This is a genomic window from Bradyrhizobium sp. GW821-FHT13H05, assembly GCF_058804065.1.
Genome location: NZ_JBXAPO010000021.1, coordinates 33,896 through 58,400 on the forward strand (window position 1 = coordinate 33,896; position 24,505 = coordinate 58,400).

A 24,505-nucleotide genomic window follows, 5' to 3' on the forward strand; every position below is an offset into this window, starting at 1 on the left:
CTCAGTTCATCATTGCGGGCGTCGGCCGCTGGCTCTCGCTTGACCCGATGATAGCAGGCAGATCCGTCGCCTCGCCGGCGATCATGTGCGACATGCCCCAGAACAGGTGGGCAAGGCGGGAGAACACCAGCCGCTCGCGCTCGGCAGCAACGGTGCCGTAAGGGATCGTCACGGTTTCCAGGCCGACCACTTTCTTGAAGTCGGGCCAGATCGTCATCGACTGCGCGACCACGGAGTAGCAGCGCGGATCGTCATCGCTTTCGTCGGGTGCGGCCGGCAAGCCCGGATATTGCGTTGGTGCAGCGTAGAATTTGTAGGCGCCATAGCCGAGCCTCAGCAGGAATTTTTCGGGGACGGCAACGTCGGCGGCGAAAGAGACCAGCCGTGCCTCGCTCAGCACGTCCGGCTCGATGGCGCTGAGGTCCTGGGCGCGCAGTGCGGAGCGGAAGGCGAGCTCGCGATTGTGCTCGCGGAGCAGGTTGGCCAGCGGCTGCTGCTGTTGCACGGTGTCGGTGAGCAGGATGATGGTTTTGAGCATCTTGTGATGTCCGTCAGGGAAAGAGATGGCGCGCGGTCATGACCGCGTCGTCGGAAGCGTGGGCGGCGAAGAAATCGTTGGCGATGCGCTGGCCCGGCGCGATCTCAAGGATGCGGTAGCGCGCCTGCGCTGCGGCTCCGCGTGCGGCGCCGACGTCGTCCTGCCAGGCGCAGAGCGACAGCTCGAGCCGGCTATAGCCACCGCAATCGGCGGCATAAGCGCCGGTCACGGCCTCGACGGTGGCGGCCACCGCACCCGCATCGCTGGCCGAGACGTCGCGCAGGATCACGGCGATGCTCTTGCTGGTCTCGGCTTTCGAGGTCATGACCATGAAGGCGTCGCGGGCGCCGGTGCGCCCGGCGCGGCGGGCCGCGCGCACGATGCCTGCAAAGGCCGGATCGGGCCCGAGCTCCAACGTCGTCGTCTGCTGGTCGTGCAGGATCGTGGCGCGCATCGCGCCGAGGTCGCCCTTCAGCGCGTGATAGGAGCGCGGCAGCCAGACGGTGTCGAGAGGCACCTGTGACGAGGTCAGGCTCCAGGCTTGATCGAGCAGATAGCCCTCCCAGATCGCGGGGTAAGATGCGGCAAGCTGTTGCCAGGTGCGCAGCAGCCTTTCGGCGCGGTCGGAGCGGCCGAGATAGAGCGTGCGCGCCGACATCTCCCAGCGATTCCACTTGTGGAGTGCAACGTCGCAGCCGAGGAAGGACGGCAGCAGCGGCGCCTCGCGCAGCACGGAGCCGATTTCGACGAACAGCAGCGGCTCGCGATACTTGTTCCACATCCGCAGCATGAACTCGGCCTTCTCGAAGCAGAGGATGCGGTCGTCGAGCTGGGTGTCGATCGGCTCGATATGACAGGCAAGGTCAAACCGTTCGAGCGAGTGCCGGAGCGCGAAGGCCGCGGTTGCATCGCCGCCGCGCGGATAGCAGGAGACGATCCGCGGGCGCAGGGTGGATGCATCGGCTGCGGTGAGGAATTTCGACCAGCCGATGCCCCCCCACCACATCTCATGCGGACCGTCCGCGCCGCACGGACCGACGGTGCCGAACTCTGTCAGCTTGGACTTGAGGAAGTCGAAGCCGGGATTCTCGCTTCTGGGAATGACGACGGCGCAGCCGGGCGTGAGCGAACGGTAGAACAGCTCGGCCGCCGCGCCGCTCAGTGGCTCCTTGAGGATGATGACGCCGTTCCGCCGGCCTCCGACGAAATCGTCGAACGTCGGCGTGCCGTACTGGCCGACCAGCCAGCCCAGGCGGTCTCGCTGGGCCCGGCCGAGCCTGACGCCGCCGGATTGCAGCAGTTGATCAAGGCTTTCGTGCGTCTTGTCCGTCAATTCCATGCCCCCTCGTGCCGGCCCTCGCACTTCAACGGCCGGGGCGACGCGATCAGGCGTATTATTTGGGGCCGGAACCGAGCGGCGTGATCGCGACGGAATAGATCGCGATCTCCTGCGTCATCGGGGCCACCGGGACCAGCAGGCAGCCGTCGTCGCGCTCGGCGCGATAATGTTCGCCGTTTCGCTGCACGCCGGCATAGACCAGGCTCTCGGCTGCGATGCCGACCACGTCCTGACTTGCGGCGGCCTCGCGGATCTCGTCGGCGGATTGCAGGGTCACGCCGTGCAGGAGACCCTCGGCCGCGAATTTCGGCAACGGAAGCGCCAGCACGGCGATACCCATCGCGCGCGAGACCGGGATGCGCACCCGCAGCTCCCCGAGACCGGTCCGGTGGACGGCAACCGTCTCCAGCGTCGCCTCGCCATTGGCACGAAACAATCCGACCTGAACCGCGCCATAGGGGCTTTCTTCGAACACGTCGGCGGGCAGGCGATTGGCGCCGAACAGCGTATAGAGATAGGCGTGGGACGGCGACAGGCGCGCAAAGCTGCCTGCGAGCCACATCGGCGGCCCGGCCGACGTGCAGGCGGCGGAGAGGCCACGCGCCGTGATTTGGCGGCGGACGAAATCACCATCGGACATCGGCGCCAGCGCATGTGTCCCGAGATTGACGTCGTGTTTCAAGCCGCCGAGCAGCGCCAACTCGTCCTCGTCGGGCAGCAGCAAAAGCCGCGCCAATGTCGCCGTGCACCAGCGTGAAGCGACATTTGTCGCGGCATGGGGGCTGAGACAAAACTCGATCGCGATGTCCTCGGCGTCTTCTGCAAAGGCGAGGGCGCCAGCCTGGATCTCGGTGACCAGGGCGATCTGGCTTGGGGAACGCTGATCGATCTCGCGTAGAACCTGGTCGCCATCATAGTCGCGCACCGAACCATCGGTCGAGCAGCAGATCTGCTCCAGCAGCGCAGTGTTGCGGATCAGCATGCGTTTGACGTGAGGGGTGACCACCAGATCGGAGATGAACCCCTCCGCGCTGTCCTGCTCGGCGAGATCGTCGAAGGCGTCGTCGAGCGACATCAGATAGGCGCCGTGCAGGCGGATTTTGATGCCCTCCAGCTCGAACACCCGGCGCAGCGCCTTTTGCACGCTGCCGGAATAGCCGAGATCGGCCAGCACGAGGTCGGTGCAGTCGTCGAAGCCGGGGATCATGTGGCGCAGATAGGCCATCAGCCGCGCTCGCAGGGCTGACGCCAGCTCGACGATCTCGCTGCCGTCCATCAGTTCAGGCAGTGCCTCCGCAATATCCGGGCCGGTCACAATGCCGTCAGGCGATTTCGCGAAGAACGCGGCGACTTTCGGCGGCAGGATCTTGATCATGTCGAGAAAGGTCGGCGCGTCGATCTTCGAGATCTTGACGAAAAGATCGACGAGCGGCTCCATCGTATCGGCCGAGGCGATCAGGCTGACGCGGCGATTGATCTCGAGATAGGCCGACGTCATGCCGTGCAGGTCTTGCCAGATCCGGTGCGACAGGGAGCCGTCGCGGCCGAGGAAGCCGAGAGCGACCCGTCGGCCGGGACCTGCGACCTGTTCGCACCGCCTTGCGACGAAGGCGTCGAACGCCGTCATCACCGGGCCGAGCACCGTGACACCCAGGTGGAAGGCGGGCGACCTCTCGGCGCTGCGCGCGGCGACCATGCGCCGCAGGGTGCGCGCGCCGTGGTCGAGCCGCGACGGCGCGCCCTGACACAGCAGCTCGAACAGCGCGGTCTCGCGCTGAAACTTCGACGCGAGCGAGGCGGTCGCCTGCGGATAATAGCGTGCGCGAATGCCGTGGCGCTTGGCACCCTCGATGTCGGCCTTGTCGTTGTCGCCGATATGGAAGGAGGCGCTGGCGTCGACGCCCTGCTCGGTCAGATATTTTGCAAAGAGCGTTTCGCTCTTGCCGCTGCCATGATCGCAGGAGGCGTAGAGAAAGTCCCACGTCAGGCCGGGGCGGCAGGCCCGCAGCAGCCGTGCCAGCCGGTCGGAACCCCAATAGGTGTCGGAGATGAATCCGACGCGATGGCCGGCGCGCATCATGTCCAGATATTGCTGGATCATGTCCGGATTGGCGCGGCAAAGCTCGAGCTCTGCGGAAAACTCCGATTCGACGAGATCGTTCAGATCGCGGCGTGAGAGGCCGAACAGATTGAACGGAAAGAACGAATAGATTTCGTCGATCCGAACTTCGACCGCGCCGCGCTTCTCCTTCGCCGCCCTGCGTGCACGCCCTTCGGCCTGGATTCGATGTTGAACGAAACTGGCGGAAACATTCGGACAAATTATTGAAATGCCGGATAGCTCGTAAGTCCTTTCAAACACACCATCTGGCGTCGTGCAGGCACGAAACAGAAATGTATCGAAAACATCGAACGACCAAGCAGAAACAATTTGCGCGCGGCGCTTCGCGCCGGCTGTTGCGATCGTCATCCCAGGAATCCCCGCCATTCAGAGCGATAAACGTGCGTGTGCGCGAGGTCAGGCGCCACAGGAGCGAAAAAAATTCACGCACGATTCAAAAACGCGCTCGCCGCGACTGACAGATTCAAAAAAATCGCTAGGTTCGAAAAAGGTGATTCGGAAAAAATTGCCGAGTGCGGAAATCGTCCAGCGTTCATTTACACTCGGAAACAATCGCTTCTTGATGCGCTCCATGCGTGTCGCGTTTGATCACCTAGTGCCGCGTAATGTCAGCGTTTTCTCCCGAGTGCATCTGTTCAGGATGGATGATCCGTCATGGCGCGAGACGATGTGATGATTGCAGACGTGAAGCGCGAGATGATCGCGCAGTCGGCAATTATTGCCCGATACTCGGCAAAAGATACCGGCTAACATCTTGAAAAATAACAAAAATTCTCCGCCTGGATTGTTTTGGCCCCGCGTTCAACGCCTGGAAGCCGTGTGGCATGTGCGCCGCCGGCATTGCGGGTTGGAGGTTGCGGGATGAGTTACGCTGCAGATGTCATGGCTCCCGCCGAGGCCGAGATTGCGCCGACGGTTGTGGCGGAAGAGATCGTGCCGGTGATGCCGTCGGTGCCGCTTGCGCCGGACAGCGCGCCTGTGAGCGACGATGTCGTCTTCGATGAAGACAGCGAGCTCTTGGACCAGCTCGCGACCGGCGACGAAGCGGCCTTCCGCATGCTGGTCGAGCGTCACATCGATCGCGCCTACGCGATTGCACTCCGTATCGTCGGCAACGCGGCGGACGCCGAAGACGTGGTGCAGGACACCATGCTCAAGATCTGGAGCCATCGCGGCCGCTGGCAGCATGGTCGCGCCAAATTCTCGACCTGGCTCTACCGCGTCATCTCCAACCGCTGCATCGACCTGCGCCGCAAGCCGCGCAACGAGAATGTCGAGGCCGTTCCCGAAGTCGCCGACGGCCAGCCAGGTGCGGTCGAGATTATCGAGCGCAACGAGCTGAACGGCATGCTGGAGCTTGCGATGCAGCGCCTGCCCGAGCAGCAGCGCATCGCTGTGATCTTCTCGTATCATGAGAACATGAGCAACGGCGAGATCGCCCAGGTCATGGACACCACGATCGCTGCCGTGGAGTCGCTGCTCAAGCGCGGCCGCCAGCAGCTTCGCCAGCTGCTGCGCAAGCACGAACGCGACATCCGCACCGCGTTTACCGACTGCTAACCATAAATTTGGCCTCGCGAAAATTTTCGCGCCTGATCTGCCTGCGCTCCACCGTTTGAGCGAACGGACGGGGCTGCGGTCTGCGTCGTCGTAAGTCGATTTTCACGATGCGGCACGCTTGCCCATCAGCACAGGAGCTTCCAATGCCTGCAATCAACACCAATACCGCTGCCAACGCTGCGGTCCGCTACCTCAACATCAACTCCTCGCAGGAGACCAGCTCGCTCTCCAAACTGTCGAGCGGCTCGCGTATCACGTCTGCGTCCGACGACGCCGCCGGTCTTGCGATCTCGACCCGCATCTCCTCGGACGTCACTACGTTGCAGCAGGCTGCGACCAACGCCTCGCAGGCCAACGCAATCCTCCAGACCGCCGACGGTGGTGCCTCGAACATCTCCGACATCCTCGCGCGTATGAAGTCGCTGGCTTCCGAGTCCGCTTCGGGCACCACCACCGACTCCAGCCGTGGCTACATCCAATCGGAATTCTCGCAGCTTACGAGCGAAATCGATTCGATCGCGACCGGCACGCGCTATTCCAGCCAGAGCCTTCTGGATGGTTCGAGCGTGTTCTCCTCGGGCGTCTCCGTGCTGGTCGGCTCCTCGGGCTCGGATACGATCACGATCACGCTCTCGAACCTCACGGCATCCTCGCTCGGCGTGTCCTCGCTCGACGTCAGCTCGCTGGATGACGCGACATCGGCGCTGACCGTGCTGGATAGTGCGATCGACACGGTCTCCGGCGCCCGCGCCAGCATCGGCGCGCAGGAATCGCGGTTCAACTTCTCATCCGACTCGATTTCGACCCAGACCCAGAACCTGCAATCCGCGAACTCGGCGATCAAGGATGTCGACATCGCGGCCGAGCAGTCCAAGCTCTCCTCCGCGGAAGTGAAGACCCAGGCCGCCGTGTCGGCGCTGGCCGCGGCGAACCAGATGCCGCAGTACCTGCTCAAGCTGCTCGGCTGATGATGATCCGAGCGGGCCGGCATGATGCCGGCCCGCTCCCTACCAGGGACAGTCAGGCAAAGTGACCACCGTCAGTTCGAGCACCAGCAGCACAAGTTCGGGCGTCTCCGTCACCACGAGCGGGACGACCAATTCGAGCAGTATCGACTGGTCGGCGCTGATCCAGGCCGCGGTGGACGCGAAGACCGCCCAGGCGGACACGATCTCGACCTCGATCACGAGCAACGAGGCCAAGGTCTCGGCCTATCAGACGCTTCAGAGCGATCTGAAGACGCTATATTCGGGGCTGGCGTCACTTTCGACCGCGGTGGTCAATTCACTGTCCACCAGCGCCTTTGCCACGCGTTCGGCGAGCATCGGCTCCACCGGCGACGTGAGCGCCTCCTCGGCGCTCTCCATGACGATCAAGAACGGGGCTGCGGTCGGCGACCACACGCTGACGATCAGCCAGCTCGCGACCGCGCAGAAGGTCGTCGGCACCTCGCAGTCGAGCCAGACCGACGAGCTCGGCTATTCCGGCACGTTCTCCATTGGTCTGGACGGCGGCAGCACGTCCGACATCGCCATCACGAGCGCGATGTCGCTCCAGGACGTCGTCGATACCATCAATGCCCAGACCTCGACGACCAACGTCCAGGCCTCGATCGTGCAGGTCTCCAGCGGCGCGTACCAGATGGTGCTGACCGGTACGGAGGATGCGGCCGACATCACCTATTCCAGCACCTCCGGCGACGACATCCTGAACAAGCTTGGCGTGACCGACAGTTCGGGGGCGTTCACCGACGTGATTCAGGAGGCGCAGTCGGCCGAATTCACGCTCGACGGCATCGCACTGAGCCGCGACACCAACGATATCACCGACGTTCTGAGCGGGGTCACTTTCAGCCTGCTCCAGGCGACGCCCGACGGAACGACGCTGAACATCAGTATCGAGGCCGACACCAGCCAGATCGAATCGGCGGTGGAGACGTTCGTCACCAACTATAACGCCTTTCGCGACGAGGTCATCGCCCAGCAGGCGACCGCGACCGACGGCACGGCGGACTCGAGCGCCGTGCTGTTCGGCGACGGAACGATGCGCAACATCATGGATGCGCTCCAGAATGCCCTGAACAGCACCGTGGGCGGCATGACCATGGCCGATCTCGGGCTGTCGTTCAACGAGAACAACGAGCTCGAGCTCGACACCAGCACGCTGTCGGAGATTCTGAGCACGAATCTGAGCGGCGTGACCACGCTGTTGTCGGCGCAGACCACGACGTCGTCGAGCCAGCTCAGCGTCGTCAATACCGGGACGTCGCCGCAATCTTTCACCCTGGATTTGACGGTCGATTCGGACGGCAACCTCAGCTCGGCGTCGGTCGGCGGCGACTCGTCGCTGTTCACGGTCAGCGGCACCACGATCATCGGCGCTGCCGGCTCGATCTATGCCGGCATGGCCTTCACCTATAGCGGCTCGACCTCGCAGTCGATCACGGTGACGTCGACCTCGGGCCTCGCAACGCAGATCTATCAGGTCGCGAAGAACTATTCGTCGTCGACCGGGCCGCTCCAGACGCTGATCAGCAATCTGACGACGCGCGACGACGATCTCCAGCAGAAGGTCGACGACATCAACAGCGCGGCGTCGACGTTGCAGTCGCAGCTTCAGACGCAATACGCGAAATACCAGGCCGCGATCGAGAGTGCCAACAGCACGCTCGATTATCTCAAGGCCCTGCTCAATTCCAGCTCGAGTGATTGATCATGCATAATCCGATGGCGTACATGGCCAACCAGGCCTATCGGGGAACGGCGACGACCGTGCCACCACTCAAGGCGGTCTCGATGCTGCTTGGCGGCACGATCACCTTCCTTCAGAAGTCGATCGCCGCGCAGGAGGCGCGCCGTTTCGAGGAGGGGCACGAATACCTGATGAAGGCGACCGCGATCCTGCGCGGGCTGAGCCACAATCTCGATTTCACCAAGGGCGGGGCTGTGGCGGAACGGATGTTCCAGACCTACAACGCCTTGATCCTGGCGAGCCTCAAGGCTTACGGCCGGCCGCACGCCCGCGAGAGTTTTCGGCGGATCATCGCCGGGCTCACCGAGCTGCGTGAGGCCTGGGAGTCCGTCGATGCCACGTTGCGCAGCAGCAAGGCCGGGTCGGTCGATTCGGCCCGCACGGGTTGACGCCGCCTGTTCCTCCGCGATGCGGGGAGGGGGCGTTGGGGCCGTTGTTTTGACCATTTTCCGTAGCGCTGCGGGCGCTTTTGGCGCCCGAAACCGCTGAAATCCGGTTTCCGCCCCGCCCGCAATGCTTTATGACGGCCTGACCGAGGCGGGACCGGCGGGCGATGGACGTCACCGAGTTTGAGGAACTGATCGACCGGCTGGGCGAGGATCTCTCGCTCTGGCCCGACGATCGGCGTTTGCCCGCTGAAGAGCTGCTGGCGCGCTCATCTGCCGCGCAGGCCCTGCTCGAAGAGGCGCGCGTTTTGCGCCAGGCGCTTGCAGCTCCACCGGTCCGCGCGCCCAAAGGGCTCGCCGACCGCATCGTTGCAGCTGCTGCGAAAATCAAGGACGACACCGCCGAGCCTCGCACCGAAGGCGAAACGGCGGAGAGCTGAAGGGCTCCCTTTTCAACCCTCGCATATCCCGATCGCGCTTGGGGCGTTGAAGCTCCACGACTTCTCGGAGCGGGGCTCGATCACCGCGACAGATCAACGCGAGACCGTCGCACCACTCGTGCGTACGCGGCAGATTTTGCCGTGTCGAAAGCCGTTTTCGCGCGCGTGAATCCCCGCCTGAATCCACGCGCCCACCCGTTTCATCAGCACACAGATTTCAAGCGCCGCCGACCGACATCGCGCCGTCGGCAGCGCGGGAAAGCCGGAGTTTCTGATGACTGTTTCCGCCACGAGTTCCGCGACGACTGCGACCACGACGACGTCGTCGTCGTCGAGCACGTCATCCAATTCGACGCTGACATCCAGCGACTTCCTGAGCCTGCTCGTCAGCGAGCTCCAGAACCAGGATCCGCTGAACGCGACATCGACCACCGACCTGATCAATCAGCTCACCTCCTATGCTAATTTCAGCTCGCAGCAGTCGATCAACTCCAATCTCTCTTCGCTCGCGGGCTCGTTCTCGAGCCTCGTGACGCTGAATTCCGTGAACTACATCGGCCACACCGTCGAGGCAAAGACCGACACGTCGACCTTGAGCAACGGCTCGGCGACCTTCGGCTACTCGCTGTCCTCGGCCGCGTCGAACGTGTCCATCAGTATCTCGGATTCCTCCGGCAATGTTGTCTACACCGGCACAGGGACCGGCAATTCCGGCTCCAACAGCTTCACCTGGGATGGCAAGGACTCCAGCGGCAACCAGCTCTCCGACGGCGGTCAGTACACGATCTCGGTGACCGCGACGAATTCCGCCGGCAATTCGGTCCTCAATTACACGACCGTCACCGGCACGGTGACCGGTATCGACACCTCAACCTCCACGCCCTCGCTCACGGTGAACGGCGTCGCCGTCAGCGCCGCCAATATCCTCGGCGTCACGTCCTGATTTCACGTCCTGATTTCCTCGGAGTTTCATCATGAGTCTTACCGGTGCATTGTCCTCGGCGATCTCGGCGCTCAGCGCCCAGAGCCAGTCCCTGTCGATGATCAGCGATAACATCGCCAATTCCGACACGACCGCCTACAAGACGACGTCCGGCATGTTCGACGCGCTCGTCACCGCATCGAGCAACACGACGTCCTACGCTTCGGGTGGCGTCACCGTCTCGGGCCGTGCCAACATCACCCAGCAGGGCCTGCTGGCAGCGACTTCGAATGCCACAGACGTCGCGATCCAGGGCACAGGATTTTTCGTGGTGACCAGCGCCACGTCGGGTGGCGTCACCTCTTACACCCGCAACGGCGCCTTCACGATCGACAATGCCGGCTATCTCGAGAACAACGGCAGCTATCTCGAGGGCTGGCGCACCGACGCTGACGGCAATGTCGTCGGCAGCGAGTCCGCCAGCAATCTCTCCGCCATCAACACCCAGATCGCCTCGACCAGCGGCAGCGCCACCACCAAGACCACCATTGCGGCCAATCTGCCATCGGACGCCGCCGCGACCAACCAATTTACCAGCTCGATGACGGTCTACGATTCGCTCGGCGCGGCGAATACGATGCAGGTCACCTGGACCAAGACCGACACCAACAAGTGGACCGCGACCTTTGCGAATCCGACCACGACGTCGGACACCTCGACCGCAACGGGCACGGCCAGCGGCTCGATCGATGTCGTCTTTAACAGCGACGGCTCGCTTGCGAGCACGGACCCGAGTCCGCCGGTCGTTTCGATCACGGGCTGGACCGACGGCGCAGCCGACAGCAGCATCACGCTCAATCTCGGCACCGTTGGCGGCACCGATGGCCTGACCCAATACGCTTCCGGCGAGACGACGCCGTCGGTCAACGTCACCAGCATCGATTCGGACGGCCTGTCCTACGGCAAGCTGTCGAGCGTCTCGATCGGCAAGAACGGCGTGGTCGACGCCACCTATTCCAACGGCGAGACCATCGCGATCTACAAGATCGCGGTGGCGACCTTTGCCGATCCCAACGGGCTCTCCGCCGCCAGCGACGGTCTCTATTCGGCGACCGTGACCTCGGGCAACGCCGCGTTGCAGTCGTCCGGCGAGAACGGTGCGGGCACGATCTATGGCAGCGAGCTGGAATCATCGACCACCGACACCTCCAGCCAGTTCTCGAGCATGATTTCGGCGCAGCAGGCCTATTCCGCCGCGTCCCAGGTCATCTCCACCGTCAACAAGATGTACGACACCCTGATCTCGGCGATGAGGTGAGCGATGCGCGATGAAAAAGCCAACGCTCTCGGTGAAACACTGCTGCGCCGGCTGCGGCGGCTGGTGGCGCGGGCCGCGACCGTCAAGGGCAGCGACCGCGGGCAACTCCTCGCGCTGCTCGACGATATCGAGACCACCCGCAGCGGTCTCCTGCGGGAATGTGCGGAGATCGCGGGCGAGATGAGGCAGGCGACCGTCAGGGCGACCGCGATCGGCGCGTATTTGCGCAACTCGCAGGCCGACCGCGGCAAACGGCATAACTAGAAGAAGGCGATGACCATGACTGTAGCCCGAGCCAACAGCCAAGCCACGAGGACGATCGCCGCAAATGGTGACGCCCGGATCAAGTCGCTGATCGTGCTGATCGATGCGCTGACCGCGCTGGTCGCCGATGAGAATGCGGAGCTCGCCAAAGGCCTGCCGGCCTCGCGTTTGAAGCAGGTCGACGAGAAGAACAAGCTGGCGGAGATTTTCGAACGGACCGTGGCCGAGTGCGCGGCAGGCTCCACCAGCCTGGACGTGCGCGACCGGATCCTGCGCGAGCAGCTGATGGAGCGAATCCTGAAGCTGCGCGCGGCAATGGACGAGAATCTGGTGCGCCTGCGCGCGGCGATCGAAGCCAGCAACCGCCGGATCGAGGCCGTCATGCAGGCAATCCGCGAGCAGATCGCCGCGGTATCGCCCTATGGCGCCTCCGGCCGCGTCGCCGCCGCGCGCGCCGTTTCCAGCGGCACCAGCCGCAGCGCCTGACGATTCAAGGGGCCCGCCATGTCGCTCGATATCGCACGATCGATCGCCTTCAGCGGGCTCTCGGCGACGTCCGTGCAGATCAGCGTGACGTCGTCGAACATCTCGAACGCCGACACGACGGGCTACACCAAGAAGACCGCGAGCCAGTCGAGCAGCGTCACCAACGGTGTCGGCACCGGCGTCACGGTGACGGGCATCACCTCGACGGTCGACAAGCTACTGCTGAAGTCGCTTGTCGCCGCAGACTCCGATCTCGGTTCGGCAGACACCACCAACACCTATCTGACGTCGCTCCAGAAGCTCTACGGCTCGATCAGCAGCAGCGACGATTCGTCGTCCGGGACCTCGCTCGCCAACAGCATCGCCTCGCTGGAATCAGCGCTGTCCTCGCTGGCGAGCACGCCGAGCAGCGCCTCGCTGCAATCCAACGTCGTCAGTGCGCTCGACGATGTCGCGAGCCAGTTGCGGGAGACCTCGAGCGGGATCCAGAAGCTCCGGTCGGATGCCGATCAGGATATTGCGTCCTCGATCGACGACGTCAATGCGGACTTGCAGCAGATCGCGGATCTGAACGCCCAGATCAAGCAGACGGCGGCGACCGGCCAGTCGACCGCGGACCTCGAGGACCAGCGCAACACCGCGCTCCAGGATCTCGGGTCCAAGATGAACGTCAGCTATTTTACGGCGTCGAACGGCGACCTCCAGATCTACACCACGTCGGGGCAGGCGCTGGTCGATTCGTCGGCGCACACGATCAGCTATACCCCTGCTGCCAACGTGACGGCGTCGACGACCTATACCGCCGGCTCCTCGTCGAGCGGCTTCAGCGCGATCACGGTGAACGGGGTGGATATCACCTCGCAGATCACCGGCGGTGACATCGGCGCGCTGATCACGATGCGGGACACGACGCTGCCGGCGGCGCAGTCGCAGCTCGATCAACTCGCCCAACAGCTCGCGTCCGCGATGAACAGCGTTTCGAACAGCGCCTCCGCGGTGCCGGCGCCGACGAGCCTCACCGGGACGACCAGTGTCACCAGCGGCACATTGCTGTCCGCCACCGGCACCGTGCGCCTTGCCGTCACTGACCAGAGCGGCACTCTGGTCTCCTACGACGATCTTGACCTGTCGTCCTATTCCACGGTCGACGATCTCGTCACCGACATCAACCGCATCTCCGGATTGTCGGCCTCGGTCGATTCCGACGGCCATCTCTCGATCACGGCGACCGGCTCGGGCAATGGCGTCGCCATCAACGAGATGACGAGCTCGGTGGGCAGTTCGAGTGAAGGATTCTCGGCGTATTTCGGCCTCAACGACCTCGTGACCGGCACGAGCGCGGCGGACATCGCGGTCAACAGCAAGATCCTGTCCGGCACCAACGAGCTCCAGCTCGCGACGCTGGATTCCTCGTCGAGCCCGACGGGCACCGTGCTGTCATCGGGCTCGGCGACCGTGATCAACGCCTTCTACGATGCGTTGACGCAGTCACGGTCGTTCGCGTCAACCGGCGGACTTGCCGCCTCGACCGGGTCGCTGGCCGACTACGCCTCGACGATCGTGGCCGATGTCTCGAGCAAGGCCTCGCAGGCGTCCACCAACTACACCGCCAAGGAGACGGCGCAATCGACCTATGCGAACTCGCTGGCCTCGCAGTCCGGTGTCAACCTCGACGAAGAGTCGGCCAATCTGAGCACGCTACAGAACAAATACTCGGCGGCATCGGCCCTGATCCAGGCTATCAACTCCATGTACTCGGCGTTGCTCACCGCCGTGCAGTCGACGTAAGAGGGCGCGCCCATGGTCGCAATGCGGGTTGCCACCTTCGCCCAGTCGAACAGGATGATTTCCGACGCGATGCGCCTGGAATCGGTCATGGCCAACAAGCAGATCCAGGAATCTTCGGGCGTCCTCTCGACCGATTTCGGCGGCTATGGCTCGGACGCGCAGCATGTCGTCAACCTCCAGGTCTCGGTGACGCGCGCGCAATCCTATGTCGACGCGGCGACACTCGCCGACAGCAAGGTGCAGGTGATGTATTCGGCCGTCGGATCGGTGACCGATATTCTCACGCAGCTGCGCTCCCAGCTCAGCGCGGCCTCGACCGGCAGCTCGACCGAGTCGAATTCGGTGATCACCACCGCCCAGCAGATGCTGGAGCAGATGGGCTCGCTGATGAACACGCAATATGACGGCCAGTATGTGTTCGCCGGCGGCAAGACCGACACCGCGCCGGTCGACCTCACGAGCTTCTCGTCCGGCAGCGGCTCCCTGACCACGGCCGACACCAGCTACTACAATGGCGACGACGAGATCGCCTCCGTGCGGGTCGCCTCCGACCAGACGGTGTCGTACGGCGTCAATGCCGACAATTCCGCGTTCGAGGAGGCGATGCGCGTCCTGAAGTTCGTGGCCAGCAGCACTTCGCTGTCGTCTTCGGACATTTCCAGCGCGCTCGATCTCGCCGGAACGGCGCTCGACGACACCGCCGCGGTGCAGGCCAAGCTGTCGAACGATGCGTCCGCGATCGAGACCGCGAGCGCACGCCAGACCGACTACAAGAGCTATGCCGAGACGCTGTCGAACGACCTCACCAGCGTCGACGTCGCCGCCGTCACCGCGCAGCTCTCGACCTATCAGGCGCAGCTCACCGCGTCCTATTCGGCACTCGGCAAGATCCTGAGCCTGAATCTCTCGAACTATCTGAAATAGGCGCTTATTCCGCGGCGATCCGTTCCATGGCCATGGTGCGCAGCCTGGCACGCTGGATCTTGACACCGTTGGCGCTGTCGGTGACGGGGAAGGCGTCGACGACGTAGATCCGCGCCGGCACCTTGTAGCCGGCGAGCCGTTCGCGCAGGCGCGCGACCAATGTCTCCTGCTGCGGCGGCTCTTTCGCCGGGATCACGAAGGCGACGCAGCGTGCGTTTCCTTTCAGGTCGACTGCGACGACCTGGGCGTCGGCAATACCGGCGCAGGACTTGAGCTCGTCCTCGATCTCGCCGGGCGCAACCAGGAAGCCACCGAGCCGCATGGCGTCGCCCGCGCGGGTCTCGTAGACGAAAGAGCCGTCGCCGCGCAGCCGGCCGATATCGCCGGTGCGGAAGAAACCATCCGCGGTGATCGCATCGCGCGTCGCCTCCGGATTGTTGAAATAGCCGAGGAAACGTGACGGCGCGCTGATCTCGATCTCGCCGGAGACCCCGGCCGCTGCGAGTTCGCCGGTCTCGGTGTCGCGCACGCGAACGCTGGCCCCCGGTGACATCGGCCAGCCGCCACCCTCGATCCGGTCGGCGAAGGCGTCACTGGCGCGGGCGATCGAGAACAGGGCCTGCACCTCGCTCGAACCGTAGAGGCCGTACAGCTTCATGCCGCGCGCTTCGGCCTCTGCGGCAAGCTCGCGCCAGCCGGGCTGGAACGCGGCGAAGCCGCAGATTTCGAGATGGGGAAACGGCCGCGGCGCATCGGTGAGCGTGAGGATGCGGCGGAACATCTCGTCCGAGCCAAATGAATGCGTGATCTTCTGCTCGCCGAGGATCTTCAACGCCGGCGCCGCTTCGAAGGCGTCGAGCACATGGATGGTCGCGCCGGCTGCGATGAAGCCGAGCAGGCTGGTCATGCCAAATGTGCCGCAGAACGGCAGCATCGCCAGCAGCGAATGGCGCTGCGGCGAGAGCTTTAGAGCCGTGGCGACGGAGGCGGCGTGCGTGGCCAGCGTCCGCTGCGAATGCGCGACGAGCTTTGGTCCCTTGGTCGTGCCTGACGTGGTGTAGAGCAGCACGGGCAGGTCGACGTCATCCGGGGCGGACGGGGCAGGCGGATAGGGCTTGTCGTACGCATCGAACCGCACGCAGGGCCAGTGCGCCGGGATCGCATCCGCGCCAACCACCGCAAGCCGTCGCAGCGCGGGCACCTCGTCCTTGGCGATATCGGCGAGGATGGCGGCAAAGTCGATCGAGCGGAACGCGGCCTCGACCACCATCAGCTTCGCGCCGGACAAGCGCAGCAGATGGGCGACCTCTGCGCTGCGGTAGCGCGTATTGACGGCCGCGACGATGGCTCCGCGCCGGGCGGCGGCGAACAGCAGCGCGACCCATTCGATCCGGTTGACCAGCCAGACCGCGACGACGTCGCCCTTGCCTATACCTTGGGCCGCAAGCCAGGCGGCGCTCTGCTCGATCTTCTCCGAGAACTCGGCGCGCGAGACTGGCGTGCCGTCGAACACGAAGGCGGGATCGGCGGCGGCCTCGATCCGGATCAGCGATAGCAGTGAAAATTCGTTGGGGCTCATGCGCCCGGAGTAACCCGATCGCGCAAACCTGTCTACTTGGTGCCGAACATCCGGTCGCCGGCATCGCCCAGGCCCGGCACGATGTAGCCGTGGTCGTTGAGCCGCTCGTCGATCGCGGCGGTCCAGACCGGCACGTCGGGATGTTCGCTCTGGAATTGCGCGATGCCCTCGGGCGCGGCCAGGAGGCAGACGAAGCGGATGTCGCGGGCGCCGCGGTCCTTGAGCAGAGATGCGCCCGCGCAGGCGGAGTTGCCGGTCGCCAGCATCGGATCCATCAGGATCACGGTACGGTCGGACAGGTCCTGCGGCGCCTTGAAGTAATATTCCACGGCCTGCAATGTTTCGGGGTCGCGATAGAGCCCGATATGGGCGATGCGCGCCGAGGGCATCAGCGCCAGCATGCCATCGAGGAAGCCGACGCCGGCGCGCAGGATCGGCGCCAGCGTGAGCTTCTTGCCGGCGATCTTCGGCGCCTGCATTGCCGCGATCGGCGTCTCGATCTCGACCAGCTCCAGCGGCAGGTCGCGCGTCACCTCGTAGCCGAGCAGCATCCCGATCTCGTTCAGGATCTCGCGAAAGCTCTTGGTCGAGCGGTCCTTCTCCCGCATCAGGGAGAGCTTGTGCTGGACCAGGGGATGGGCGACGACGTGGACGTTGCTGCTGCTCATGAAACCGATCTACACGGTTCCGTGAAATTGCGCCAGATCGGGCGGGTTTTTTCCGCGGGATAGGTCGCCTCAAGCGGGCATCGCGACCTCCTTGCGCGCGCGGCTGCTTGCCTCGTAGGCAGCCATGGTCAATTCGCGGTCGATCGCCGCGCGCATGGCGTTCATGGCCGGTTGGCGCAGGCGCTTCTTTGCGGTCGCATGCGACGGCTTGTGGATCGCGCGCAAGGCCGCGATGATTTCCGCGAGGGTGTTGTCGACGGCCTCAGGCGCAACCACGCGGTCGAGGAAGCCTGCCGTCAACGCCTCATCGGGCTCGTACATTTCGCCCAGTGTCGCGGTGCGGCTGAGCCATGCCGGATGCACGCGGCTGCGCGCCAGCTCGATCGCGAAGCTCGGCGGCGCGATGCCGATCGCGACCTCGTTCAGCCCCATGCGGTGCGGTCCGCGCGCGCCAAGCCTGACGTCGCAGGCGAGCAGCAGGAACGTCCCCATCGGAAAGGCGTGGCCCTCCATCACGCCGATGGTCGGATGCGGAAACGACATCAGCCGCAGCGCAAGCTCGGCGCCGGCCCGGACCATCTCGAGGCTCCCGGCGGCATCGCCCGACGCGAACACTTTCAGATCGAAGCCCGCGGAGAAAATGCCCGGCCGCGCCGAGCGCAGCACCACGATCCCGGCCTCCGTCTCGGCACGGTCGAAGGCGGCGCCGATCTCGCCCAGCATCGTGCTCGACATCACATTGACCTTGCCGTCGTCGAGCCCGATCCGCGCCACGCCGTCGTCCAGCTCGTAGGTCACTCCCTTTGGCATCTGCCTCTCCCTGTCGTTGTCATGGCTTGACTGTCGGAGGCTGATGTAGACCAATCAATATAATGTCTGACCGGAGGAATCTGCCATGCCGGCCGTGCCAAAACACCGCCAGCCCATCATCAATGCCGCGGTGACCCTGTTCCGCCGCCAGGGCTTTGCCCGCACCGGCCTCAACGACATCGTCGACGCCAGCGGTGCGCCGAAAGGCTCGCTCTACCATTACTTTCCGGATGGAAAATCCTCGATCGCAGTGGCCGCGGTCGAGGAGGCCGGCCGCCGCGTGGCCACCACCATTGCAAGGCTCGTCGAGGAGTGCGGCTCGACCAGCGAGCTGCTGCGGGCCCATGCGCGGCTGCTGGCGGGATGGATGCAGGGCTCCGGCTTTCGCAACGGCTGTCCGATCACGACTGTGCTGCTCGAGCTGGCGCCGCGCGAGCGTGCGGTCACGGATGCCGGCCGCAAGGCCTATGCGGCGCGGATCGCGCTGCTTCGCGACAGGCTGATGGCTGATGGGTTTGCGAGGCCGCGGGCGGAGACGCTTGCCGTGCTTTGCACGTCGGCGCTCCAGGGCGCGCTGATCCAGGCCCGCGTCGAACGCAGCGCCCGGCCGATCGAGATCACGGCGGCGGAACTGGCGCGCCTGATCGAGGCGGAAGCGGAGCGGTGAGGGCTAGACCCCGAGCCCGCGCGCGACGAGCGTGATCACGATCGTCAGGACCGCGCCCCAGACCAGGCTCAGCGTCATGGTCAGGATCGTCGTGGTGACTGCGTGCTCGAGATGTCCCTTGAGGAGTTGCACGCTACTTGTCCGCGGCAGGTGCGGCGCCGAAGCGCACGCCGAGCAGCAATGCACCCAGCAATGCGACCAGGATGGCGATCTTGAGCTCGATCATGGCCGCAGCCTTGCCACCACGCGCGCAAGGATCTTCCTGGCTCCCTCCGCCAGCACGATCAGGATATTGCCGCGGTTCTCGACGTCGAGTTCGAAGGTCTCGGTGGGGAACACCAGGGCGCAGCGTTCCGGTGCGCTCTGACGGTTGGCAAAATCCACCGCTGAGCTCTTGAACAGGAACAGACCGCCGACACGTTCATTGGCTTCGCGCGCGACCCAGAGGCCGGCGCTGTTGCGTCCAATGAAGAAGGCGGGGATGGCGGCACTGACGACATCTGGGTCGATCGGCCCAAGCGTCGCCGCCCGCTTGGCCTCAGGGCGGCGATGGGCGGCCTGGAGGGCGATCGCGGCCATGGCGGCCTCTTCACACATTTGCAAGGTCATGATGGTCTCCCATGCCGGTCAGGCGTGGAGATGCCAGACATAAATGGCGGTCTTCAACGCAATCAGCGCGGTGAGCACAGTACCCATCGAGAGCAAGGCCAGCCCCTGAAGCGCGAGGCGCTTGAGCTGCGCCTTGCGCGCTTCCGAGAGTCGCGTCGGGCGTTCGACCCCATCGAGGCGCCGGTCATAGCCATGTGTCAGGATCGACATCTTGGAAGTCCTTGTCTCTCGGGCGGCGAAACGGCCGCCCCGATCTATGTCGTATGATGTCCATCGTTGCGTAGGATTGCGAGATGAGCGCTGAGGTGCCCGCATAGGAATGTCATAAGGACGCCGACCGGCGCGATGGCAGTCCCCTGAAAAGGTCGGGGTTCCGCTTCGGCCGGGCCGCCTGAGACGGCTCAGGATCCGAATGCGCTCTCCCAATCGCTGCGGCAAAGGCCAGTCGCAGCCGTGGTTCCTCGATCTGCTCGCAGAAACAGTCCAGGACTGCATCCGCGTCTTGTAGTTGCCCGCCGATGGCCGCGCAGAGTTGCGAGCTGGTCCGCCGGAAGAAGTGGAGCGAGTCGTCGGGGTCACGCTGGTCGCCGGGACGATCGAGCTCCGCTGCGAGCGCCGCGACATTGAGCCTGTCGGACTCATCCAGCGTCACGGCAAAGCGCAGCAGCGCCAATTGCCAGGCGCGGAGCAGCCTGTGAGGTTCGCTGACCGATTGCATCATGGGATAGCCGGATGTCCGCGACGCGTCAGGCTCCGACGCTGTCGATCAGCTCCTCGTCGGCGATCGCGGCGAAGGCGCGAACCACCTCCCGCTGCGCGGCGGCGTCCAGCGGCACGATCGGCAGCCTTGTGGCCGGCGACATCAGACCCAGCACGCTCAGGGCGCTCTTGAGCGCCGCCGGGCTGTCCTTGGCGAGACAGGCGATGAGCGGCATCAGGCGCTTGTGCAGGTAGCGGGCCGATTGCAGGCGGCCCTGCCTGACCTGCGAAAAGATCGTGCGGCAGAGGTCAGGGGCGATGTTGGCGACCTCCGAGATCGCGCCATCGCCGCCGTTTGCGATATAGCCGAAGGCAGTGACGTCGTCGCCGGAAAGCAGGCGAAAGCCTGATGGCAGCAGTCGGGCGAGGCGCATCGGGCGGGTGATGTCACCGTTTGCGTCGCGCAGGCCCACGAACTGACGGGATTCGACGAGGCGCAGCAGCGTCTCGTCGGCGAGTGGGCGCAGGGTGCGAGCGGGAACGTCGTGCAGGATCACGGGCAGGCCGGTGGCGCCGGCAATGGCGCGGAAGTGCGCGAGCATGCCCTCCTGCATCGGCTTGTTGTAGGCGGGCACCACCGCCATCACGGCATCGGCGCCGGCCGCTTCCGCGCGCCGTGCAAGCTCGATGACCTGGCTGGTGGCATTCGACAGCGCGCCGGCGATGATCCGCACGCGGCCGCGGGCGACGTCGACCGCGGCGCGGATGACGAGCTCCTGCTCGGCCGGCGAGAGCGTTGGTGCTTCGCCGGCTGTCTCGCAGACCACGATGGCGGGGACACCTGCCGCGATCTGGCGCTCGCAGAGCGCGGCAAAGGCCTTGAGGTCGACCGCATCAGCCGCGTCGAACGGCGTCGGCAGGTCCGGAATGAAACCGGTGAACCAGGCAGAGGGGGGAATGAACATGGCTTTCCCGCGGAAAAAGCGCCGGCTCAGGCGGCGCGCTGCGAGATGATGGTGTTGGGGCTCTTGCCCATGTCGAGCTCGATCTCGCGCGGCAGCTCGACGATGGTTTCCGGATGCTGCCCGTTCTCGAACAGCGCATATTTGACGGCCTGGGCGCGGCTGACGAACAGGCCGCCATAGAGGCCGTTCTGCTCCTGCGCGACCCATTGTCCCCGGTGGTTGCGACCGATGAAGACGATGGTCGAGGGGCAGCTGCACGAGGGAGGTTCGACGAGTTTCACGGATATATTCCTTCTGAACGACGCCGGCACGGGACACGTTTTCCTGCCGGCCTGCTCAATATCCTGTCTCGCGAATATGATTTCGAGGGCGGGCACGCGGCGATCTCATAGGAAGGTCATAAAGCCCGCTGCTCAGGCCACGCCATTGGCAATGTGAACCAGGGCGAACAGTGCGCCGAAGGCGACAGCTTCGTCCCAATGATTGAGGGCAGGGCCGAACAGCGGTTCGCGCCTGATGAGGCCGGCGAGCGCGCACAGGATGATCGACATCCAGAGCAGGCCGGCGAGGCTTCGGCCAAAACCGACGCTGCCGAATGCGGCAAAGACAACGAGCAGCACGACGCGAACGGCGAAGCGCGCGATCACGCGCGCCGGGCTCAGCGTATGCGACATGTCCGGTGCGTGGGGCAAGGCGTAAATCCGTCAGGTGGCCCTAGCCGAAATTGTCGCAGGCAAGCGGTTCGTAAAGCGGGTCCAGCACAGGACGAACCGAAGGAACGCTCGGCCGCGACGCTTCCGCAGCGAGGGCCTGGACCTCGACGAAAGCCGACAGCAGGGCGATCGCAAGGTCGCCATGGCATCCTTCAATCGCGGTGTCGAGCCAATCCGGCAATTCGCGTTCGCGCGAAAGCGCGCAGTGCCATTCGCCCTCGTCATAGGCGATACGGCGGACCTGCCACATCGGCAGCTCAAGCTCCATCAATGCCAGCGCCGCATCGGTCCAGGCCTCGGCATCGATCAGGCGCATGACACGTGCCGTGCGCTCGCTCTGGCCGAGTGACGGGAAGCGCCGGCAGGCCTTGTCGATGATCTCGAGGATCAACGATCGCGTCATCCCATGCGCATTGCGCAAGCGATTGCCAAGTGACGGCGGGTCGTCGTGTCGGAGAGCGGCGGTGGTCATGTCAGGCCTCCTGGAAGTGGTGTCGGTCAGTCGGCCGGCCTCTCCAGGATGGCGGGAAGGGCATTTGAAAACGAGATGGGGAAGGGGTGGGAAATATAAGGATTCCATAAATGGACGGGGAAGGAGGCAGGTGATGCGCCATTCTCCGCCCGTCGTCCCGGTCAAGGCCGGGACGACAGTAGGGGCGCCTCGCGAGCGTCGTCTGACCGCGCAAGCCCCGGCCTTTATGAGATTCCTATAACTTCGCCATAGCCCTCATCTCGAAAACCTATGCTCGTGGTGGCACTTCAGCACGGTCAAAAGTCCCGGTTGGCGCCGTGGAAAAGCGTTGCTTTTCCTCACATCGGCCCGCCCGCCGGACGTCTGAGAAACGGTTGCGCCGGACATAAAGACGCAACGAGGAGTATCCCCATGATGGACATTCTGATGCTGGCGCTGGGCCTCGTCTTCTTCGGCCTTGCGATCGGCTACACCTACGCCTGCGAACGGCTGTGAGGGAGCGGACCATGATCTTCGATTATGCGCTCGCCAGTGCGGTCTCGTTCGGCCTGCTGATCTATCTCACCTACGCGCTGCTGCGGCCCGAGCGGTTCTGACCCGTGCTGCTGCTTGTCGAATTGCTGCTGGCTGACGCCGCGCTCGTCGCAGGCCTGCTCGCACTCCTCCTGCCGCTCCTGCGCGGGACACAAAGTCTGAAGGGTTAATGCCATGACTATGATCGGTTGGCTCCAGATCATTCTATTCTGCGTTATCATCGTCGCGCTGGCGAAGCCGCTCGGCTGGTACATGACGCGCGTCTTCAACGGCGAGCGGACATTCCTGTCGCCGGTGCTGCGTCCGATCGAGGCCGGGATCTACTGGTTCTCCGGCGTCGACGAGAAACGCGAGCAGCACTGGCTAACCTACACGGTCTCCATGCTGCTGTTCCATGTCGGCGGCTTCCTCATCATCTACGGCGTGATGCGGCTCCAGGCTGTGCTGCCCTTCAATCCCGCCGGGCAGGGTGCGGTTGCGGAGGACCTCTCCTTCAACACCGCGATCTCCTTCATCACCAATACCAACTGGCAGAACTACGGTGGCGAGAGCACGATTTCGTACCTCGTGCAGATGCTGGGCCTGACGCACCAGAACTTCCTGTCGGCGGCCACCGGCATCGCGCTCGCGGTGGCCCTGATCCGCGGCTTCTCGCGTGCCTCAGCGCGCACCGTCGGCAATTTCTGGGTCGACGTCACCCGCTGCACGCTCTATGTGCTGCTGCCTATCTGCGTGGTCTATACGCTGTTCCTGGTCTCGCAGGGCATGCCGCAGACACTCGGTGACTATGTCGAGGCCACCACGCTCGAGGGCGCCAAGCAGACCATTGCGGTCGGCCCGGTCGCCTCGCAGGTCGCGATCAAGATGCTCGGCACCAATGGCGGCGGCTTCTTCAATGCCAACGCCGCGCACCCTTTCGAGAACCCGACCGCATTGTCGAACTTCATCCAGATGCTGTCGATCTTCACGCTGGGCGCCGCTCTGACCAACGTGTTCGGTCGCATGGTCGGCAACCAGCGCCAGGGCTGGGCGATCCTGGCCGTGATGGGCGTGCTGTTTGTCGCCGGCGTCGCCATCACCTACTGGGCCGAAGCCAACGGCACCTCGACGCTTCAGGCGCTCGGTCTGACCGGCGGCAACATGGAGGGCAAGGAGGTCCGCTTCGGCATCGTCGCGTCCTCGCTGTTCGCCGTGATCACGACGGCGGCGTCCTGCGGCGCGGTCAACGCCATGCATGACAGCTTTACTGCGCTCGGCGGCATGATCCCGCTGATCAACATGCAGCTGGGCGAGATCATCATCGGCGGCGTCGGTGCCGGCCTTTACGGCATGCTGCTGTTCGTCGTGCTCGCGATTTTCGTGGCGGGCCTGATGGTCGGCCGCACGCCGGAATATGTCGGCAAGAAGATCGAGGCGCGTGAAGTCAAGATGGCGATGCTCGCGATCCTGGTGCTGCCGCTGATGTATCTCGGCTGGACCGCGGTCGGCGTGGTCTATCCGGCGGCGGTCGCCTCGATGGCGAATGCCGGGCCTCACGGCTTCACCGAGGTGCTCTACGCCTTCACCTCGGCAACCGGCAACAACGGCTCCGCCTTCGCGGGCCTGACCGGAAATACCTTCTTCTACAACCTCACGCTTGCCAGCGCGATGTTCGTCGGCCGCTTCTTCATGATCGTTCCTGCGATGGCAATCGCGGGCTCGCTCGCCGCCAAGAAGTCCATTCCCCCGTCGGCGGGCACATTCCCGACCACGGGCGGGCTGTTCGTCGGCCTCGTCGTCGGCGTGATCCTGATTATCGGCGGCCTGACCTTCTTCCCCGCGCTCGCGCTCGGCCCGATCGTCGAGCATCTTGCGATGAACGCCAGCCAAGTGTTCTGACCGCCAAGTGTTCTGACCGCCAAGTGTTCTGACCGCCAGGTGTTCTGACGGCCAAGTGTTCTGACAGACTTCT

At 64.4% G+C, this 24,505-nt stretch carries 29 protein-coding genes; 15 read left to right on the plus strand and 14 right to left on the minus strand.

Annotated elements, in window-relative coordinates; translation table 11 throughout:
* Position 1: 1 nt before the first annotated feature.
* The 3 genes from AC1RR3_RS36090 to AC1RR3_RS36100 form a co-directional block, all read right to left on the minus strand.
* Positions 2-538, minus strand: a complete 537-nt coding sequence (locus tag AC1RR3_RS36090) for a hypothetical protein (protein ID WP_492829665.1) — start codon at positions 536-538, stop codon at positions 2-4.
* 13 nt (positions 539-551) lie between these two features.
* Positions 552-1,871 carry a hypothetical protein gene (locus tag AC1RR3_RS36095; protein WP_492829814.1) on the minus strand — a complete coding sequence of 440 codons (1,320 nt, stop codon included), beginning with the start codon at positions 1,869-1,871 and terminating at the stop codon, positions 552-554.
* Between the two features lie 61 nt (positions 1,872-1,932).
* Positions 1,933-4,347: a hypothetical protein gene (locus AC1RR3_RS36100; RefSeq protein WP_492829666.1), complete on the minus strand. Its 2,415-nt coding sequence runs from the start codon at positions 4,345-4,347 to the stop codon at positions 1,933-1,935.
* A gap of 513 nt (positions 4,348-4,860) precedes the next feature.
* Between AC1RR3_RS36100 and AC1RR3_RS36105 the strand changes: the two genes are divergently transcribed.
* The 11 genes from AC1RR3_RS36105 (at position 4,861) to AC1RR3_RS36155 (ending at position 14,838) form a co-directional block, all read left to right on the plus strand.
* Positions 4,861-5,559: an RNA polymerase sigma factor gene (locus AC1RR3_RS36105; protein WP_492829667.1), complete on the plus strand. Its 699-nt coding sequence runs from the start codon at positions 4,861-4,863 to the stop codon at positions 5,557-5,559.
* Positions 5,560-5,702: 143 nt separating this feature from the next.
* A complete protein-coding gene (locus AC1RR3_RS36110) occupies positions 5,703-6,527 on the plus strand; it encodes a flagellin (protein WP_492829668.1) in 825 nt (274 codons plus the stop codon).
* A 61-nt stretch (positions 6,528-6,588) separates the two neighbouring features.
* A complete protein-coding gene (gene fliD, locus AC1RR3_RS36115) occupies positions 6,589-8,271 on the plus strand; it encodes a flagellar filament capping protein FliD (RefSeq protein WP_492829669.1) in 1,683 nt (560 codons plus the stop codon).
* A 2-nt stretch (positions 8,272-8,273) separates the two neighbouring features.
* Complete coding sequence (locus tag AC1RR3_RS36120) at positions 8,274-8,699, plus strand: flagellar export chaperone FliS (protein WP_492829671.1); 426 nt, start codon at positions 8,274-8,276, stop codon at positions 8,697-8,699.
* Positions 8,700-8,863: 164 nt separating this feature from the next.
* Positions 8,864-9,136: a hypothetical protein gene (locus tag AC1RR3_RS36125; RefSeq protein WP_492829674.1), complete on the plus strand. Its 273-nt coding sequence runs from the start codon at positions 8,864-8,866 to the stop codon at positions 9,134-9,136.
* 274 nt (positions 9,137-9,410) lie between these two features.
* Entirely contained in the window at positions 9,411-10,079 is a 669-nt protein-coding gene (locus AC1RR3_RS36130) for a flagellar hook assembly protein FlgD (RefSeq protein ID WP_492829675.1), read from the plus strand.
* Positions 10,080-10,110: 31 nt separating this feature from the next.
* Positions 10,111-11,376 (plus strand): flagellar hook protein FlgE, encoded by a 1,266-nt coding sequence (gene flgE, locus AC1RR3_RS36135; RefSeq protein WP_492829677.1) that lies wholly within the window; start codon positions 10,111-10,113, stop codon positions 11,374-11,376.
* Between the two features lie 3 nt (positions 11,377-11,379).
* Positions 11,380-11,640, plus strand: a complete 261-nt coding sequence (locus AC1RR3_RS36140) for a hypothetical protein (protein WP_492829679.1) — start codon at positions 11,380-11,382, stop codon at positions 11,638-11,640.
* Between the two features lie 9 nt (positions 11,641-11,649).
* Positions 11,650-12,126: a flagellar protein FlgN gene (locus AC1RR3_RS36145; RefSeq protein ID WP_492829681.1), complete on the plus strand. Its 477-nt coding sequence runs from the start codon at positions 11,650-11,652 to the stop codon at positions 12,124-12,126.
* A gap of 18 nt (positions 12,127-12,144) precedes the next feature.
* Complete coding sequence (flgK, locus tag AC1RR3_RS36150) at positions 12,145-13,914, plus strand: flagellar hook-associated protein FlgK (protein ID WP_492829683.1); 1,770 nt, start codon at positions 12,145-12,147, stop codon at positions 13,912-13,914.
* A gap of 12 nt (positions 13,915-13,926) precedes the next feature.
* Complete coding sequence (locus tag AC1RR3_RS36155) at positions 13,927-14,838, plus strand: flagellin (protein ID WP_492829685.1); 912 nt, start codon at positions 13,927-13,929, stop codon at positions 14,836-14,838.
* Between the two features lie 4 nt (positions 14,839-14,842).
* Here AC1RR3_RS36155 and AC1RR3_RS36160 read toward each other — a convergent pair whose 3' ends face one another.
* From AC1RR3_RS36160 to AC1RR3_RS36170, 3 genes are all read right to left on the minus strand, one after another.
* On the minus strand, positions 14,843-16,417 hold the full coding sequence (locus AC1RR3_RS36160) for an AMP-binding protein (protein ID WP_492829687.1): 1,575 nt from the start codon (positions 16,415-16,417) through the stop codon (positions 14,843-14,845).
* A 32-nt stretch (positions 16,418-16,449) separates the two neighbouring features.
* Complete coding sequence (upp, locus tag AC1RR3_RS36165; protein ID WP_492829689.1) at positions 16,450-17,085, minus strand: uracil phosphoribosyltransferase; 636 nt, start codon at positions 17,083-17,085, stop codon at positions 16,450-16,452.
* A 69-nt stretch (positions 17,086-17,154) separates the two neighbouring features.
* Positions 17,155-17,895, minus strand: coding sequence for a crotonase/enoyl-CoA hydratase family protein (locus tag AC1RR3_RS36170; protein ID WP_492829691.1), 741 nt, complete (start codon positions 17,893-17,895; stop codon positions 17,155-17,157).
* Positions 17,896-17,980: 85 nt separating this feature from the next.
* On the opposite strand from AC1RR3_RS36170, the gene AC1RR3_RS36175 reads away from it, so the two are divergent.
* Positions 17,981-18,562, plus strand: a complete 582-nt coding sequence (locus AC1RR3_RS36175; RefSeq protein ID WP_492829693.1) for a TetR/AcrR family transcriptional regulator — start codon at positions 17,981-17,983, stop codon at positions 18,560-18,562.
* 3 nt (positions 18,563-18,565) lie between these two features.
* Here AC1RR3_RS36175 and AC1RR3_RS36180 read toward each other — a convergent pair whose 3' ends face one another.
* The 8 genes from AC1RR3_RS36180 to AC1RR3_RS36215 all read right to left on the minus strand — a co-directional run bounded on the left by AC1RR3_RS36180 (position 18,566) and on the right by AC1RR3_RS36215 (position 22,020).
* Positions 18,566-18,694: a hypothetical protein gene (locus AC1RR3_RS36180; RefSeq protein ID WP_492829695.1), complete on the minus strand. Its 129-nt coding sequence runs from the start codon at positions 18,692-18,694 to the stop codon at positions 18,566-18,568.
* 90 nt (positions 18,695-18,784) lie between these two features.
* Positions 18,785-19,171 carry a hypothetical protein gene (locus AC1RR3_RS36185; RefSeq protein WP_492829696.1) on the minus strand — a complete coding sequence of 129 codons (387 nt, stop codon included), beginning with the start codon at positions 19,169-19,171 and terminating at the stop codon, positions 18,785-18,787.
* 18 nt (positions 19,172-19,189) lie between these two features.
* Positions 19,190-19,381, minus strand: coding sequence for a hypothetical protein (locus AC1RR3_RS36190; protein ID WP_492829697.1), 192 nt, complete (start codon positions 19,379-19,381; stop codon positions 19,190-19,192).
* Between the two features lie 112 nt (positions 19,382-19,493).
* On the minus strand, positions 19,494-19,892 hold the full coding sequence (locus tag AC1RR3_RS36195) for a hypothetical protein (RefSeq protein ID WP_492829699.1): 399 nt from the start codon (positions 19,890-19,892) through the stop codon (positions 19,494-19,496).
* 25 nt (positions 19,893-19,917) lie between these two features.
* A complete protein-coding gene (dapA, locus tag AC1RR3_RS36200) occupies positions 19,918-20,835 on the minus strand; it encodes a 4-hydroxy-tetrahydrodipicolinate synthase (RefSeq protein WP_492829701.1) in 918 nt (305 codons plus the stop codon).
* A 26-nt stretch (positions 20,836-20,861) separates the two neighbouring features.
* Positions 20,862-21,116, minus strand: a complete 255-nt coding sequence (locus tag AC1RR3_RS36205; RefSeq protein WP_492829703.1) for a hypothetical protein — start codon at positions 21,114-21,116, stop codon at positions 20,862-20,864.
* A 132-nt stretch (positions 21,117-21,248) separates the two neighbouring features.
* Positions 21,249-21,509 (minus strand): hypothetical protein, encoded by a 261-nt coding sequence (locus AC1RR3_RS36210; RefSeq protein WP_492829816.1) that lies wholly within the window; start codon positions 21,507-21,509, stop codon positions 21,249-21,251.
* A 40-nt stretch (positions 21,510-21,549) separates the two neighbouring features.
* Positions 21,550-22,020, minus strand: coding sequence for a hypothetical protein (locus AC1RR3_RS36215; protein ID WP_492829705.1), 471 nt, complete (start codon positions 22,018-22,020; stop codon positions 21,550-21,552).
* A gap of 270 nt (positions 22,021-22,290) precedes the next feature.
* Here AC1RR3_RS36215 and AC1RR3_RS36220 point away from each other — a divergent pair, with 270 nt between their 5' ends.
* The 3 genes from AC1RR3_RS36220 to kdpA all read left to right on the plus strand — a co-directional run bounded on the left by AC1RR3_RS36220 (position 22,291) and on the right by kdpA (position 24,432).
* Positions 22,291-22,515 carry a hypothetical protein gene (locus tag AC1RR3_RS36220; protein ID WP_492829707.1) on the plus strand — a complete coding sequence of 75 codons (225 nt, stop codon included), beginning with the start codon at positions 22,291-22,293 and terminating at the stop codon, positions 22,513-22,515.
* 11 nt (positions 22,516-22,526) lie between these two features.
* Positions 22,527-22,616, plus strand: coding sequence for a K(+)-transporting ATPase subunit F (locus AC1RR3_RS36225; RefSeq protein WP_326903947.1), 90 nt, complete (start codon positions 22,527-22,529; stop codon positions 22,614-22,616).
* Between the two features lie 112 nt (positions 22,617-22,728).
* Positions 22,729-24,432, plus strand: coding sequence for a potassium-transporting ATPase subunit KdpA (gene kdpA / locus AC1RR3_RS36230; RefSeq protein WP_492829709.1), 1,704 nt, complete (start codon positions 22,729-22,731; stop codon positions 24,430-24,432).
* Positions 24,433-24,505: the final 73 nt, after the last annotated feature.